This window comes from Nonomuraea sp. CA-218870 (assembly GCF_050936535.1).
Lineage (GTDB): Bacteria > Actinomycetota > Actinomycetes > Streptosporangiales > Streptosporangiaceae > Nonomuraea > Nonomuraea corallina.
This window is the reverse complement of the sequence record NZ_JBNJMN010000001.1, coordinates 193,637-208,244: the sequence shown is the minus strand read 5'-3', so window position 1 is coordinate 208,244 and position 14,608 is coordinate 193,637. Positions and strand designations below refer to the sequence as shown.

At 72.9% G+C, this 14,608-nt stretch carries 16 protein-coding genes; 5 read left to right on the top strand and 11 right to left on the bottom strand.

The window, feature by feature from the left end:
* Positions 1-43 precede the first annotated feature (43 nt).
* Positions 44-583 carry a hypothetical protein gene (locus ACQEUU_RS01005; protein WP_433058922.1) on the top strand — a complete coding sequence of 180 codons (540 nt, stop codon included), beginning with the start codon at positions 44-46 and terminating at the stop codon, positions 581-583.
* A gap of 137 nt (positions 584-720) precedes the next feature.
* The gene (locus ACQEUU_RS01000; RefSeq protein WP_433058920.1) at positions 721-915 is read left to right on the top strand and encodes a CsbD family protein; all 195 of its coding nucleotides are present in this window, start codon (positions 721-723) and stop codon (positions 913-915) included.
* A gap of 101 nt (positions 916-1,016) precedes the next feature.
* Here ACQEUU_RS01000 and ACQEUU_RS00995 read toward each other — a convergent pair whose 3' ends face one another.
* The 3 genes from ACQEUU_RS00995 to ACQEUU_RS00985 all read right to left on the bottom strand — a co-directional run bounded on the left by ACQEUU_RS00995 (position 1,017) and on the right by ACQEUU_RS00985 (position 3,350).
* A complete protein-coding gene (locus tag ACQEUU_RS00995; RefSeq protein WP_433058917.1) occupies positions 1,017-1,502 on the bottom strand; it encodes a general stress protein in 486 nt (161 codons plus the stop codon).
* Between the two features lie 110 nt (positions 1,503-1,612).
* Positions 1,613-2,359: a GntR family transcriptional regulator gene (locus ACQEUU_RS00990; RefSeq protein WP_433058914.1), complete on the bottom strand. Its 747-nt coding sequence runs from the start codon at positions 2,357-2,359 to the stop codon at positions 1,613-1,615.
* 37 nt (positions 2,360-2,396) lie between these two features.
* A complete protein-coding gene (locus ACQEUU_RS00985; protein WP_433058911.1) occupies positions 2,397-3,350 on the bottom strand; it encodes a MaoC family dehydratase in 954 nt (317 codons plus the stop codon).
* Positions 3,351-3,485: 135 nt separating this feature from the next.
* On the opposite strand from ACQEUU_RS00985, the gene ACQEUU_RS00980 reads away from it, so the two are divergent.
* On the top strand, positions 3,486-4,682 hold the full coding sequence (locus ACQEUU_RS00980) for an acyl-CoA dehydrogenase family protein (protein WP_433058908.1): 1,197 nt from the start codon (positions 3,486-3,488) through the stop codon (positions 4,680-4,682).
* Positions 4,683-4,757: 75 nt separating this feature from the next.
* Here ACQEUU_RS00980 and ACQEUU_RS00975 read toward each other — a convergent pair whose 3' ends face one another.
* The 6 genes from ACQEUU_RS00975 to ACQEUU_RS00950 are packed head-to-tail and all read right to left on the bottom strand — an operon-like array spanning position 4,758 to position 10,537.
* Complete coding sequence (locus tag ACQEUU_RS00975) at positions 4,758-5,216, bottom strand: MaoC family dehydratase (protein WP_433058906.1); 459 nt, start codon at positions 5,214-5,216, stop codon at positions 4,758-4,760.
* Complete coding sequence (gene fabG, locus ACQEUU_RS00970; protein ID WP_433058899.1) at positions 5,216-5,971, bottom strand: 3-oxoacyl-ACP reductase FabG; 756 nt, start codon at positions 5,969-5,971, stop codon at positions 5,216-5,218. Before fabG ends, ACQEUU_RS00975 begins: the two co-directional genes overlap by 1 nt.
* Before the next feature lie 43 nt (positions 5,972-6,014).
* Entirely contained in the window at positions 6,015-6,806 is a 792-nt protein-coding gene (locus ACQEUU_RS00965) for an enoyl-CoA hydratase/isomerase family protein (RefSeq protein ID WP_433058896.1), read from the bottom strand.
* A gap of 19 nt (positions 6,807-6,825) precedes the next feature.
* Entirely contained in the window at positions 6,826-8,031 is a 1,206-nt protein-coding gene (locus tag ACQEUU_RS00960) for an acyl-CoA dehydrogenase family protein (protein ID WP_433058893.1), read from the bottom strand.
* Positions 8,028-9,266 carry a CaiB/BaiF CoA transferase family protein gene (locus ACQEUU_RS00955; protein WP_433058890.1) on the bottom strand — a complete coding sequence of 413 codons (1,239 nt, stop codon included), beginning with the start codon at positions 9,264-9,266 and terminating at the stop codon, positions 8,028-8,030. The genes ACQEUU_RS00960 and ACQEUU_RS00955 overlap by 4 nt, the downstream gene beginning before the upstream one ends.
* Entirely contained in the window at positions 9,263-10,537 is a 1,275-nt protein-coding gene (locus ACQEUU_RS00950) for a hypothetical protein (protein ID WP_433058887.1), read from the bottom strand. Before ACQEUU_RS00950 ends, ACQEUU_RS00955 begins: the two co-directional genes overlap by 4 nt.
* Before the next feature lie 74 nt (positions 10,538-10,611).
* On the opposite strand from ACQEUU_RS00950, the gene ACQEUU_RS00945 reads away from it, so the two are divergent.
* Both ACQEUU_RS00945 and ACQEUU_RS00940 read left to right on the top strand, forming a co-directional pair.
* Positions 10,612-11,400, top strand: coding sequence for an enoyl-CoA hydratase/isomerase family protein (locus tag ACQEUU_RS00945; protein ID WP_433058885.1), 789 nt, complete (start codon positions 10,612-10,614; stop codon positions 11,398-11,400).
* Positions 11,397-12,680, top strand: a complete 1,284-nt coding sequence (locus tag ACQEUU_RS00940; protein WP_433058882.1) for an acyl-CoA dehydrogenase family protein — start codon at positions 11,397-11,399, stop codon at positions 12,678-12,680. The genes ACQEUU_RS00945 and ACQEUU_RS00940 overlap by 4 nt, the downstream gene beginning before the upstream one ends.
* Positions 12,681-12,697: 17 nt before the next feature.
* On the opposite strand, the gene ACQEUU_RS00935 is transcribed toward ACQEUU_RS00940, so the two are convergent.
* Both ACQEUU_RS00935 and ACQEUU_RS00930 read right to left on the bottom strand, forming a co-directional pair.
* Positions 12,698-13,435 (bottom strand): VOC family protein, encoded by a 738-nt coding sequence (locus ACQEUU_RS00935; RefSeq protein WP_433058880.1) that lies wholly within the window; start codon positions 13,433-13,435, stop codon positions 12,698-12,700.
* A 46-nt stretch (positions 13,436-13,481) separates the two neighbouring features.
* Complete coding sequence (locus ACQEUU_RS00930) at positions 13,482-14,606, bottom strand: acyl-CoA dehydrogenase family protein (RefSeq protein WP_433058877.1); 1,125 nt, start codon at positions 14,604-14,606, stop codon at positions 13,482-13,484.
* Positions 14,607-14,608 lie beyond the last annotated feature (2 nt).

Below are 14,608 nucleotides of genomic sequence, written 5' to 3'. Positions count from 1 at the left end.
GAACTGTAACCACCGAACGGCACCCGTGAAAGGAACAGGAGCCATGGCCACCACGTACGAGCGCCCCACGGCGCGCAGAATCCCGGTGCACACCCCCGCGACGCAGAACCGTCGCCCCGTCGACTACGTGTGGGCCATCGCCCGGATCGCCCTGGGCTGGACCTTCCTGTGGGCCTTCGTCGACAAGACCTTCGGACTCGGCTTCGCCACCCCGGCCGAGAAGGCCTGGCTGGCGGGCGGCAGCCCCACCACCGGCTTCCTCAAGGGCACCGAGGAGAACGCGCTCGGCGGGTTCTTCACCGCCCTCGCCGGACAGGCCTGGGTCGACTGGATGTTCATGATGGGCCTCCTGGGCGTCGGGCTCGCGCTCATGCTCGGGGTCGGCACCCGCGTCGCGGCCGTCGCCGGCGGCCTGATGCTGATGATGATGTGGGCGGCGGCGCTGCCCCTGGACACCAACCCGTTCATGGACGACCACATCATCTACACGATCGTGCTGATCGGCCTGGCCCTGGCCAACGCCGGCGCCACCCTCGGACTCGGCAAGCTGGCGATCGTCCAGCGCTACCCGATCCTCAAGTGACCGGCGCGGAAGACGCCCGGCCCCCGCACAGGGGCCGGGCTTTCCGCGTTCCCAGGCCGTGAACGGCGGACGTTTGCGGGGGTCCGGCTCGGATAGAGGACCGGCGTACATCCACCGAGCAGGCAAGGGGGCCGCCCATGGGTGCCGACGACAAGATGCAGAACAAGGCCGAAGAGTTCAAGGGCCGGGCGAAGGAAGGTGTCGGCCGCGCCACCGACGACGAGCGCCTCGAGGCTGAGGGCCGCGCCGAGCAGTCGGAGAGCAAGGTCAAGCAGGCCGGAGAGAAGGCCAAGGACGCCGCCAAGCACGTCAAGGACGCCTTCAAGCGCTGACCGTGCTCACGGCGCGTCAGGGCCGCCGCCGGACAGTCCGGCGGCGGCCCTGACGTGTTCCCGGTCCGCGGAGATGCTCACCTGGGTCCGTCGCCAGGCCGCTACGTGAGGGTGGAGCCGGCGCGCCAGCCGTGCTTGATCAGCAGGTTGCGCGCGTCGTCGGCCACCGCGTGGTCGGCCAGGACCTCGTACCGGTCCGCGACGACGGCGCTGCGCGCGACGAAGCGGCGGCGGCGGCCCGGCGTGAGGGCGTACGAGATCAGCCCGAAGACGGCGCCGAAGAGCGAGCCGTAGACGAGACCGCCGAGTGCGACGCCGAGGAGCGGTCCGCTCTCGGGCGAGAACAGCCCCATCAGCATGCCGACCATGAGGCCGAACCAGGCCCCGGTGCCCGCTCCCGCGGCGGCCGACCGGGCCCGGCTGAAGCGCCCCACGATGGTCTCGACCAGGCGCAGGTCGGAGCCGACGATGCCGGCCCGCTGCACCGGGAAGCCGTTGTCGGCGAGGAACGCGACCGCGTCCTGCGCCTGTTCGTGAGTCGGGTAGGTGCCGACGACCGTGCGGTGCTCGGCGGTGTCGGTGAGCATGGCATGTCCCCCTTCTCGCAGGCGGTGACCTCCTGTGATCCTCCGTGGCTCAGTCGAATTATAGCGCCACTGTCAAAAAATCTACAGTTGGAGTTACAGGTTTGCAGGGCTCAGGTGAGGCTGCGGCGGAGGTGGGTGCGGTAGGAGTAGTGCTCCGGCAGGAAGTGGCTGATGGCCAGCTCGACCGGGGTGCCCTCGGTGTCGTAGTAGAGCCGGTCGATGCGGAGCAGCGGGTGGCCGGGGGCGCAGCCGAGGTGGCGGGCCGTCGCCGGGTCGGCCGCGGCGACCGTGATGCTCTGGTCGGCCTCCGCGATGGGCGCGCCGAGCCGGGTGTCGAGCAGCCCGATGACGGTGACCGCGCTGGTCGCGCCCTCGGCGGCCAGCTCGGGCACGTCCCGCAGCAGCCCGCCCACGTACGGCGGCAGGTAGACGGTCGTGAGGCAGAACGGCACGGCGTCGTGCAGCCGCCGGAACGCCAGGCTGCTGACGGCGTCGCTGGACAGCCGGAGCCGGCCGGCCGCGGCCAGGTCCACCCGCCGGTGCAGCGGCACGGTGATGTCCATCCGCGTGTCCACCGACAGCGCCATGAGGTCCTCGACGGAGCCGAACTGGCGCAGGTAGGTGCCCTGGCGCGGGCTGGCGAACGTGCCGCGCCCCGGCACCCGGTAGACCATCCCCTCGGCCACCAGGTCCTGGAACGCGCGGCGCACCGTCTGCCTGCTCACCCCGTGACGTTCGGCGAGCTCGGCCTCGGTGGGCAGCCGCCGGCCGCCCGCGTAGCGGCCCGCCAGGATGTCGCCGCGGACCTGCCGGGCGAGCGCGCTGTAGCTGCTCTCCCGCCGCCCGGTGCTCGCCATCGCCGACCTCCCGTGTGCCCCGCGGCAGCCTACCGGTCTACGCCAGCACCGCCGCGAAACGCCAGTCGAGGACGTCGGTCGCGCGGTTGGCGCGCACCCGCGAGCGCAGGTGGGCGAGGGTGCCGGACGGCAGCGGGTCCAGCCGCTCGACCTCGACGGTGCTGGTGAGCGTGTCGTTCTCGCGCACCGGGCCGAGGTGGTCGCAGCCGTGCCAGCCGACGACGGTGACGAGCGACGGCAGCGCCCGCACGGCCTGGTGGAGCGCGATCCCGATGGTGTGCCCGCCGTACACCAGGCGCTCGCCCGCCGCCGCGTCGTGGTGCACCTTGGCGACGTTGAGCGTGAGGCGGGCCAGCTCGGGCGCCGAGGAGACCACGTCGCCGCCCGCCACCTCGAACACGTCCCCGGCCTGGACCGCCGCGCCCCGGGGGTGGGCGGCCAGGTTCCAGCCGGCCGTCACCGCGGCCAGCTCGTCGGGGGACGGCGCCGCGCCGACGGCGGACAGGTCGTCGGCGCGGCCGGTGTCCAGGTCGCCGTCGCGCAGCGGGAGCATCGCGCACCGCCAGAAGTCCAGGACTGGGCGGCCTTCCTGGTCGGTCGTGCTGATCCGGAGCGCCGCGAGGCCGGTCGGCGCGCGGCCGGGGCGGCGGGCGTTCTGCCGGAGGCCGGCGACCTCGGTGACCGTCGTGAGCGTGTCGCCGAGGGCGGGCGCCCGCCGGAACACCACGCCCCGGTAGAACAGGTTGGCCACCACGGTGTGGGTGGCCACCGTCGACTGGCCGATGGCGACGTCCCAGACCAGGTGCGGCGCGGCGACCACCCCTCCGGTGACCCGGCGCGACAGGCCGTGGTCGAGCGCCAGCGGCAGCCGGCAGCCGACGATCGCCTGGTGGGCCGCCGCCAGCCCTTCGGTGAGGGTGACGGCCGGGGCGCCGTCGAACCGCGTCCCGGGACGCAGGTCCTCGAAGTACGGGCCGTCCACGAGCGTCACCGGCCGCCTCCTGCCGTGGGTGCTGAAATATACGGCCAAATCAAAACGCGCTGACGTCGTGGTTGTCAAGCACACTTGTGACCCGTACGGCGCATGTGGCATAAATGGCCGTACAAATCGACGAGGAGGTACGCCATGGGGCGGCTCGCGCAGACCGACGGGCTCACCGACGTGCAGCAGGAGATTCTCCGCACCGTGCGGGAGTTCGTGGACAGGGAGATCCTGCCCGTGGCGCAGCGGCTGGAGCGCGAGGACGCGTACCCGGAGGAGATCGTCGGCGGGATGCGGGAGATGGGGCTGTTCGGGCTGACGATCCCGGAGGAGTACGGCGGGCTCGGCGAGTCGCTGCTGACCTACGCGCTGGCCGTGGAGGAGCTCGCCCGGGGCTGGATGAGCGTGTCGGGCATCGTCAACACCCACTTCATCGTCGCGTACATGATCATGAAGCACGGCACCGAGGAGCAGAAGCGGCACTACCTGCCGCGGATGGCGACCGGCGAGGTGCGCGGCGCGTTCTCCATGTCGGAGCCGGGCTGTGGGTCGGACGTCTCGGCGATCACCACGAGGGCGGCCCGCGACGGCGACGGGTACGTGATCGACGGGCAGAAGATGTGGCTCACCAACGGCGGCACGGCCAACCTGGTCGCGGTGCTGGTGAAGACCGACGAGGGCGCGGACTCCGTCTACCGGAACATGACCACGTTCCTGGTCGAGAAGGAGCCCGGCTACGGCGAGGTGCGGCCGGGGCTCACCGTCCCCGGCAAGATCTCGAAGCTCGGCTACAAGGGCGTCGACACCACCGAGCTGGTCTTCGACGGCCACCGCGCGAGCGCCGGGCAGGTGCTGGGCGGCGCTCCGGGGCGCGGCTTCTACCAGATGATGGACGGCGTCGAGGTGGGCCGGGTGAACGTCGCAGCCCGCGGCTGCGGGGTCGCGCTGCGCGCCTTCGAGCTGGCGGTCCGCTACGCGCAGGAGCGCAGGACGTTCGGCAAGCGGATCGCCGAGCACCAGGCCGTGCAGTTCAGGCTCGCCGACATGGCCGCCAAGGTCGAGGCCGCGCACCAGATGATGGTCATGGCCGCGCGCAAGAAGGACTCCGGGCAGCGCAACGACCTGGAGGCGGGGATGGCCAAGTATCTCGCCTCCGAGTACTGCAAGGAGGTGGTGGAGGACGCCTTCCGCATCCACGGCGGCTACGCCTACTCCACCGAGTACGAGATCGAGCGCCTCTACCGGGAGGCCCCGATGCTGCTCATCGGCGAGGGCACGGCCGACATCCAGCGCATGATCATCGGCCGCCGGCTGCTGGAGGAGTACGGCCTGCCCTCGTGACGCCGTGCGCTCAAGAGCTGGTAGCCCGCCGCCCGCCCCCTCCGTCCACTGCGCTGCGGAGGGGGCGGGCCCCATTCAGTCCTGCGGGTAGTAGAGCGTGATCGTCTCGGCCACCACGGCCGGCTTCTTCCCGCCCTCGATCTCCATCGTCGAGCCCAGCACGGCCATGACGCCGCCGGAAGCCTCCCGCGCCTCCCGCAGCTCCGTGGTGACCCGGACGCGCGAGCCGACCGGAACCGGGCTGGGGAAGCGGACCTTGTTCAGCCCGTAGTTGACGGCCATCCGCAGGCCCTCGACGCGGTAGATCGTGCCCACCAGGACCGGCAGCAGCGACAGCGACAGGTAGCCGTGCGCGATCGTGGCGCCGAACGGCCCGTCGGCGGCCCGTACCGGGTCGACGTGGATCCACTGGTGGTCGCCGGTGGCGTCGGCGAACGTGCCGACCCGCTCCTGGCCGATCTCCAGCCAGTCACTGGTGCCGAGCGTCTGCCCGGCCTGCGCGGCGAACTCGTCGAGACTCGTGAAGACGCGCATCACATGTGCCTCCCGCCGGCGACCTCCACCGTGATGCCGGTGATGAAGGACGACAGGTCGGAGGCGAGGAAGAGGGCGGCGTTGGCGATGTCCTCCGGCTCGCCGATGCGGCCCAGCGGGATGTTGTCGAGCATCTTCTGCAGCGCCTCGGCGGGCATGGCGGCGGTCATGGCGGTGCGGATCGGGCCGGGCTGGATGGCGTTGACCCGGATCTGGTGGCGGGCCAGCTCGCGGGCGGAGGCCTTGGTGAGGCCGATCATTCCGGCTTTGGCGGAGCTGTAGTTCGTCTGCCCGAAGTTTCCGGCTTTTCCGGAAATGGAGGAGATGTTGACGATGGCGCCCCGGCGCTGCTCCCGCATGATCCGCGCCGCCGCCCGGGTGCCCAGCCAGGCCCCGGTCAGGTGGACGTCCAGCACCTTCTTGAAGTCCTCCAGCGTCATCTTCGGCATCGTGGCGTCACGGGTGATGCCGGCATTGTTGACCAGGACGTCCAGCGAACCGAAGGCGCTCTTGCACGCGTCGGCCAGCGCCTCGACGGCCGCCTCGTCGGTCACGTCGCACGGCACCGCCACGGCCTTGAGACCCTGCGCCTCCAGGTCGGCGGCCGCCTGCTCGGCACCCTCCGCGTTGACGTCGCTGACCACCACCGACGCCCCGTGGCGGGCCAGGACCGTCGCGATCGCCAGGCCGATGCCCTGCGCCGACCCGGTGACCACGGCCGCGCGGCCGTCGAGCAGGTTCATCTCCATACCCATCCTCATCTCTCTCTCAGCCCGGCGCGTCAACAGTGCTCGCGCCTCACTCGGCCCAGCGGGGTTCGCGCTTCTCGACGAAGGCGAGGGGGCCCTCGCTCTGGTCATGATGCCCCCACATGCCCACCAGGTGCTGGGTGCCCACCTTGCAGGCGTCCGTCAGCCCCAGCTCCAGCGCCGCCCACAGGGCCTTCTTGGTGGCGGCCATCGCGGCGGGGGAGTTGCGGGCGATCTTCTCGGCCAGCTCCTGCGCGGACTCGCGCAGCCGCTCCGGCGGGTCCACGACCTGGCTGACCAGGCCCAGCTCGTGCGCCCGCCGGGCGGACATCCGCTCGTACGAGCCGACCAGCGCCATCCGCATCACCGCCTCGAACGGGATCTTCTTCGCCAGCCCGATCATCTCGATCGCGGTCACCTGGCCGACGCTGACGTGCGGGTCGAAGAACGTGGCGTCCGAGGCGGCGATCACGATGTCGGCGTCGGCCACGAAGTGCAGCCCCCCGCCCGCGCAGATCCCGTTCACGGCGGCGATGACCGGCTTGGTGACGTTCTGGTGCCAGGAGGTGAAGTGCAGGTCGAAGTTCATCAGGCTGTCCTGGTACCGCTGCATGCCCACGCCGTCGTTCGCCACCTCCGACAGGTCGGCCCCCGTCTGGAAGGCGCGGCCCTCACCGGTGTGCACGATCACCCGGACCGACGGGTCGCGGTCCAGCTCCAGCCACGCCTCGGCCAGCTCGTCGCGCATCGCGTTGTTCATCGCGTTCAGCACCGCGGGGCGGGCGTTGATCAGCCAGCCGACGCGGCCGTGCCGCTCCACCTTGATGGTCTCGTACGTCATGCCGATGTCCCTCTCGTGTTCAGACGATCTCGCGCTCGAGCGCCCCGGCGAGCGCGGCCACGTGCTCGCCCGCCTCCCCGAGCAGGTGAGCGCTCGTACGCGCCCGCTTGAAGTACAGGTGGGCGTCGTGCTCCCAGGTGAAGCCGACGCCGCCGTGGAGCTGGATCGTCTGGGCGGTGACCCAGGACGCGGCCCTGCCCGCCATGAGCGCGGCGACCCGCGAGTCGCGGGCGAGCGCCCGGCCGTCCGAGCGGGTGGCGGTGTAGACGGCGGAGCGCGCCGACTCGACCTTGATCAGCGCGTCGGCGAGCCGCTCCTTGACCACCTGGAAAGAGCCGATCGGGCGGGCGAACTGGATGCGCGTCTTCGCGTACTCGACCGTCAGGTCCAGGCAGCGCTGCGCGACCCCGGTCTGCTCGGCGGCGAGCAGCGCGCGCGACACGTCGGCGGCCGCGGCCGTCGCGTCCGCGCAGCCGACCGGCCCGACGAGCACGGCCGGCGTGCCGTCGAACGAGATCCGCGCCATCTTCCTGGTCAGGTCCAGCGTGACGAGCGGCTCCACGACCATCCCTGGCACGTCTCGCGAACCCGCGGACCCGCCAGGACGCGCGTCGCCCTCCCCGTCCGCGCCGGGGCCCGCGCCGTGCCCGTCCGTGCCCCCGGCCGGAGCCGCGCCGCGCTCGACCGCGAACACGCCGGGACCGTCGGGCGTGTTCGCCACGACCAGGAGCAGGCCGGCCGTGGCGCCGTCCACGACGTGGGTCTTGACGCCGTGCAGCCGCCAGCCGTCGCCGTCACGGCGGGCGGTGGCGCGGACCGCCGCGACGTCCCAGCGCGCGCCGGCCTCCGCCAGCGCCACGGTGGCGGTCAGCTCGCCGCTGGCGATGCGCGGCCCGTACGCGCCGAGCGCGGCCTCGTCGCCCAGCGCGAGCAGCAGCGGCACGGCCAGCGTCGCGGTGCCGAACAGCGGCGAGCAGGCCAGCCAGGCCCCGCACTCCTCGGCGGCCACGGCGAACTCCGCCGCGCCGAGCCCGCTCCCGCCGCACCGCTCCGGCAGCATCAGGCCGGGCAGGTCGAGCTGGACCAGGGCGCGCCAGGTGGGCTCGTCGTGCCCGCTCGCGGTCAACATCGCCGCCCGGACCCGGGCCGAGGTGCTGACCTGCGACAGCGCGCCCCGCACGCTCTCGCGGAACTCTTCGAGGTCCTCTTCGGAGGTAACGGTCACGGCCTCTCCTCACTCGTCCGCACGTCCTCGCTCGTCCGCACGTCCTCACTCATCCGTACGGCGCCCTCGTCGCGCAGCTTCGCGATGGCCGGCGCTTCGTACCCCAGCTCCCGCAGCACCGCCTCGGTGTGCTCGCCCAGCCCCGGCACCGCGCCGGCGGGCGGCTGCCAGGCGGCGGTCACCGGCGGCGGGAGCGGGGCGGCGACCGGCCCGGCCGGCGCGTCCACCGTCAGCCAGCGGTCGCGGGCCACGAGCTGGGGATGCTCGACGACCGCGGCCAGGTCGTTGACGAGCCCGCAGCCGATCCCGGCGGCGTGCAGGGCCGCCACGGCGCGGTCGGCGTCCATCGCCCCGATCGCGCCGGCCACCAGGGCGTCGATCGCGTCGCGGTGCGCCACGCGGGCCTGGTTGGTCGCGTACCGGGGATCGCCGGCCAGCTCCGGCCGCCCCAGCACCGTCGTGGCCAGCTTGGCCCACTCGCGGTCGTTCTGCACGCTCACCGTCACCAGCCGCCCGTCGGCCGCCCGGTAGGCGTCGTACGGCGCGATCGCCGGATGGCTCATCCCCGGCGCGAGCGCGGGCTGGGTGCCGTGCCTGCGCACCACCAGCGGGTAGCCCATCCAGTCGGCCATCGCGTCCAGCATGGACACCTCCAGCACGCACCCCTCGCCGGTGCTCGCCCGCCGCAGCAGCGCCGCCAGCACGCTGGAGAAGGCGAACATGCCCGCCGCGATGTCGGCCACCGAGATGCCCGGCTTGACCGGCTCCTCCGGGCTGCCGGTGATCGCCGTCAGCCCGGACTCCGCCTGGACGAGCAGGTCGTACGCCTTGCGCCCGTCGTAGGGCCCGCCGGTGCCGTAGCCGGAGATCTCGCAGACCACGAGGCGCGGGTGGAGGGCGCGCAGCGAGGCGCCGTCCAGGCCCAGCCGGGCGGCGGCGCCCGGGACCAGGTTGTGCGTGAACACGTCGGCCCTGGCCAGCAGCTCGCCGACGACTCGCCGGCCGCCGGGCTTCTTGACGTCGACGGCCAGCGACTCCTTGTTCCGGTTGGCCCACGCGAAGTGCGCCCCGGTGCCGTTGGCGTGGGTGTCGAAGGCGCGGGCGAAGTCGCCGCCGTCGGGCCGCTCCACCTTGATCACCCGGGCGCCGAGGTCGGCGAGCTGCCGGGTGGCGTACGGGGCGGAGACGGCCTGCTCCATCGAGACGACCAGCAGGCCGTCGAGCGGCCTGGTCATGTGCGGGAGAAGTGCCGGATCGCGGCCTGCAGCGACTCGTCGAGCGTGGTCGCCCCGCCCATCGGCGCGGGCAGGGTGACGGGGCCGTGCTCGCGGCTCGGCAGCAGGATGGTGGCCGTGGCCGGCGCGGTGACCTCGCCGCGCTGGTTCGTGGCGGCCAGCTCCAGGTCCACCGCCGGGTGGACGCCGTTGCCGTCCTCCATGAGGTGCTTGCGCACCACCGTGCCGGTGATCCACTGGGCGTCGCCGACGTAGTTGAACTTGCGGAACTCCACCCGGATCCGCCACAGCCAGGCGTCGTCACCCATCCAGTCGGTGCAGGCGTGGATCATCCACGTCTCGCGCATCCGCCCGTAGTCGAACGTGGTCGGGTTGCCGGAGCGCCGGGCGAACTCGGGATCCCAGTGGACCCGCTGCATCGCGTCCCACACGCCCAGGTCGTCGCGGTGGTAGAAGCGGGGGATGCGCTGCCGGTTGCGGTGGCCCAGCCGCAGCGGCGCGACCCCGTACACGCCCATCCCCATGCCGGTGTGCCAGCACACCATGTCGGTCACCGTCAGCGGCCCCTTGACCAGGGGGGTGATCGCCTCGCCCTCCTCGACGTCCTCGAACCAGCGCGGCTCGGCGCCGCGCGCCCGCTCGGCGGCGTACTGGGCGTCGATCTCGGCGATCTTCTCCTCGGTCCACGGCTCGATCGCGACGTCGTCGTACTTCTTGCGCTTGCGCGCCTCGTCACGCTCGGTACGGATCATCAGCCGGTACTGGCCGGCCAGCGGGAGGCCGTCGGCGGTGGCGAAGACGTTGGCGTTCCACTCGTGCACGGCCCGGCCGCTGAACTCGCTGGGCTTGTCGAGCACGCCCACCAGCGCGTTGCGCCGGTGCACCGTCCGGCCCGCGTGGAGCGGGTTCCACCATTCGCGCTCGCAGGCCGAGTAGAAGGCGTGCACGCCGCGCAGCGGGTCGCCCCTGACCTCGTCCTGCCGGGCCAGGTCGGCCTCGGTGAGCACGTCCTCGCCGATCAGGCTGTCGCCGCCGACCAGCGGCGGCGGGGCGATCGGCTGCCCCCAGCGGGAGCGGGCGGCGTGGCCGGGGTCGCACCACAACGGGTTGTCGTCGCCGTACGAGCGAGCCACGATCCGGAACGCGTCGGTGCCGGGACTGAGGTAGTGGGGCGGGACGGGGTTGGGCTGGGGGATGCCGATGCGTGCCCGGAGCGCCTCCACCCCCTCGTCCGTGATCCGGGGGCGGGTCTTCTCTTCCGTCGGAGCCATGTAACCTGTCCGCCTTCTCTCGCCTTTTCTTTGCTATCTTATATATAACTATGGCAGAGGGAACAGGGGGTCGGATGGCGTACGAGACGCTGGCGGTCGAGCGCCGCGGCCCGGTCGGATGGCTGGAGTTCGACCGGCCGCGCGCCGGCAACGCCATGGACGCCGCGATGATGGCCGAGCTGCCGCGCGCCTGGCGCGAGCTGGACGCCGACGACGACGTGCGCTGCATCGTCGTCACCGGCCGCGGCCGGGCCTTCCAGACCGGGCTCGACATGGCCGCGCTCGCCCGCGACCCCGCCAGCCTGCGCGAGTCCAGCCGCCGCACCCGCGCCGGCGACCTGCAGCTGACCGGCTGGCACCTCGGCGTCAGGACCCCCGTCGTGGCCGCGGTCAACGGCGTCTGCGCCGGCGGCGGGCTGCACTTCGTGGTCGACGCCGACATCGTGCTCGCCGCCTCCACCGCCACCTTCCTCGACCCGCACGTCAGCGTCGGCCAGGTGAGCGCCTGGGAGGCGATCGGCCTGGTGCGCCGCATACCGGCCACCGCCGCCGCCCGGCTCGCGCTGATCGGTGCCCACGAACGGCTCGGCGCGGCGCGGGCGCACCAGCTCGGGCTGGTCAGCGAGGTCGTCGAGCCCGACGCGCTGCGCGACGCGGCCCAGCGGGTGGCCGAGACCGTCGCCCGCGCCGACCCCGCACACGCCCGTGCGCTCAAGCAGGCCCTCTGGCGCGCCCAGGAACTCGGCCGCACGGCGGCCTCGGAGGCGGCCCGTCAGAGCGCCGGGCCTTTCGAAGCAGGGCCTTTCGACGCCGGCCACAGCCAGGACGCAAGTCATCACCCCGACGGGGAGGTCCACCCATGACCACACTGCCCACCGGCCCGGACGTCACCCCCGGCGAAGCCGTCGAAGCCGCCCGCGCCTGGATCGCCGCCCACCTGCCCGCCGCCTGGCGCGAAGCCGGCGAGCGCGGCGGCCCGCGCGCAGTCCGCACCGTCCGCACCCGCGAGGAGTACCGCGCCTGGTACCCCGAGTTCGGCGCCTCCGGCCTGGTCGCCGCCACCTGGGAGGTCGAGTACGGCGGGCTCGGCTGGTCGCGCAAGGCCGCCGTGGCCGCCGACGAGGCGCTGCGCCCCTACCACCTGCCCCGGCTCAACCCGCTCGGCCTCAACCTGGCCGCCCCCGCCCTCTTCGCCCACGGCACGGAGGACCAGCGCCTGCGCTTCCTCAAACCCATCATCAGGGCCGAGGAGATCTGGTGCCAGCTCTTCAGCGAGCCCGGCTCCGGCAGCGACCTCGCCTCCCTGTCCACCCGGGCCGAACTAGACGGCGACACCTGGATCGTCAACGGCCAGAAAGTCTGGACCACCTGGGCCGACCAGGCCGATTACGCCGTGCTGCTCGCCCGTACCGACCCGGACGCGCCCAAGCACCAGGGCATCACGTACTTCCTCATCTCCATGCGCCAGCCCGGCGTCGAGGTCAGGCCGCTGCCGCACATCGGCGGCGAGGCGGAGTTCTTCGAGGTGTTCTTCGACGGTGCCCGCGTCCCCGACGCGCACCGGCTCGGCGACCCCGGCAACGGCTGGCGGGTCGCCCAGGCCACGCTCGCCGGCGAGCGCCAGATGGTGTCGGGCGGCGGTTCCGTCGGCGTCGACCGCATCGGCGGCGTCAGCGCCTCCCACCTCGTCCGCCTGGCCCGCCGTCGCACCGAGGCCGGCCTGCCGGGCGGCTGGGACGACCCGCTCACCCGCGCCCGCATCGTCGAACTGTGGTGCGAGGAACAGGTCCGCACCTGGACCAACCGCCGCGTCCGTGCCCGCCAGGCGGGCAACCTGCCCCCGGGACCCGAGAGCTCCATCGGCAAGGTCCACGGCACCGACCTCAACCAGCGCATCCAGGAGATGGCCGCCACCCTCTCCGGCGAGTCCTCGATCGCCTGGTCCGGGACCGTCTCGTCCCCGGCCGAGTACTGGGCGTCCATGCCCGCCGAGACCCGCGGCATGCTCCGCAGCCGCGCCAACACCATCGAGGGCGGCACCACCGAGGTCAACAAGAACGTCATCGCCGAACGCGTCCTCGGCCTGCCCAAGGACTTCGACCCTTACCGCGGCAAGCCCTGGCGCGACCTGCCGCGCAGCTGACTCGACCGCACGGCGGCTCAGCCTCGCCCGAGGACGCAGAACTCGTTGCCCTCCGGGTCGGCCAGGACCTTCCAGGGGACGTCGCCCTGCCCGACATCGGCGGCGGTGGCCCCCAGGGTCCGCAGCCGGGCCACCTCCGCCTCCTGATCTTCGACGGGGATCGGCAGCAGGTCCAGATGGACGCGGTTCCACCAGGTCCTCTCGCCGGGCGTGCGCAGGAACTCCAGATACGGGCCTGCGCCCTCTGCGGAACGCAGCCGCGCATGGTCGTCGGTGACCTCGAGCAGGGTCCAGTCCAGCGCCTCGTCCCAGAACCGGGCCATGACGCGGGGATCGTCGCAGTCGACGACCACCGCGGCTATCTGCCCGGTGTCGCGGTAGATCTCCCTGGGCTCCAGCACGCAGAACACGTTGCCCTCCGGGTCGGCCAGGACCGTCCACGGGACGTCGCCCTGGCCCACGTCGGCGGGCGTCGCGCCGAGCTCCTTCAGCCGCGCGACCAGCTCCGCCTGATGGGCGGCGGAGGTGGTGGCGAGGTCGAGGTGCACGCGGTACTTCACCGTTTCGGGGTCCGGGACGCCGACGAGGTCGATGGAGAAGGCGGCGGCGTCCGGCCGGCGGAAACCCGGGGGTTCGAGGTTGGTCACGCCGGGCGCCTCGCTGGAGACGTCCCAGCCGAGCGCCCGCGCCCAGAACCGTCCGAGCGCCGAGTCGTCCTGAGCCTTGATGTTCGCCTGCACGGGTCTCAGCGCCATGCCGTCGATCATAGGGCGGCCCGGGGGGTGAGCCGAGCCCGGCTTCTCAGCCTCGCGGGAGGCCGAGGACGCGCTGGGCGACGATCTGACGCTGGATCTGCTGGGTGCCGCCGTAGATCGACTGGGCGCGGGACCACAGGTAGTCGCCGTACGGGGCGGGGTCGCCGAGGACGAACGACGGGCCGGCCAGGTCGCCCACCACGTGGTGGAGGTTCTGCTCGACGCGGATGGTCAGCAGCTTGTCCACCGAGCCCGCCGATCCGCCGGGGTCGCGGTTCGCCAGGGAGCGGGCCACGTGCCACTGCATGACCTGGAGGTCGACCGACGCGGCGGCGAGACGGCGGCGCAGCGGCTCGTCGGCGGGGACGCGGCCGGAGCGGACGTCGTCGCGGGCGGCGGCCAGCACCCGGCCGAGCCGCCCGACCCAGCCCATGTCGGCGGGGCCTCGCTCGTACGAGAGCATGTGCATGGCGATCCGCCAGCCCTGGCCGCGCTCGCCGACCAGGTTGGCCGCGGGCACCTCGACGCCGTCGAAGAACACCTCGGCGAACTCGCGGCTGCCGCTGGCCAGGACGATCTCGCGCCGGTCGACGCCGGGCGACTCCATGTCGACGACGAGCATGGACAGGCCGCGGTGGCGGGGCTGGTCGCGTTCGGTACGGGCGAGCAGCAGGCACCAGCGTGACCACATGGCCCCGCTGGTCCAGATCTTCTGGCCGTCGACGACGAACCTGTCGTCGCCGGGGACGGCGGCTGTGGTCAGCGAGGCGAGGTCGGAGCCGGCGCCGGGCTCGCTGAAGCCCTGGCACCAGACTTCGGTGCAGCCGAGCAGGCCGGGCAGGACCCGGGATTTCAGCTCCTCGCTCGCGAAGTCGGCGACGGCGTGCGCGATGTGGCCGATGGGCGGGGGCGGGGGCGCGCCGGCCGTGGCCAGTTCGTCGTTGAGCACCGCCTCGTACAGGTCGGGCAGCCCGTGACCGCCGTAGGCGGCGGGCAGGGACAGGCCCACGTAGCCGGCGGCGGCCAGGGCGCGGTGCCAGCGCAGGGTGCTTTCGACGGATTCGGCCGACTCGTAGCCGGTGGCGTCGCGGTGCTCGTCGAGGTGGTCGCGGAGCCAGGCGCGCAGACCGGCGCGGAACGCGGCCACCTCGGGGTCGTCGGAGTAGTCCACGG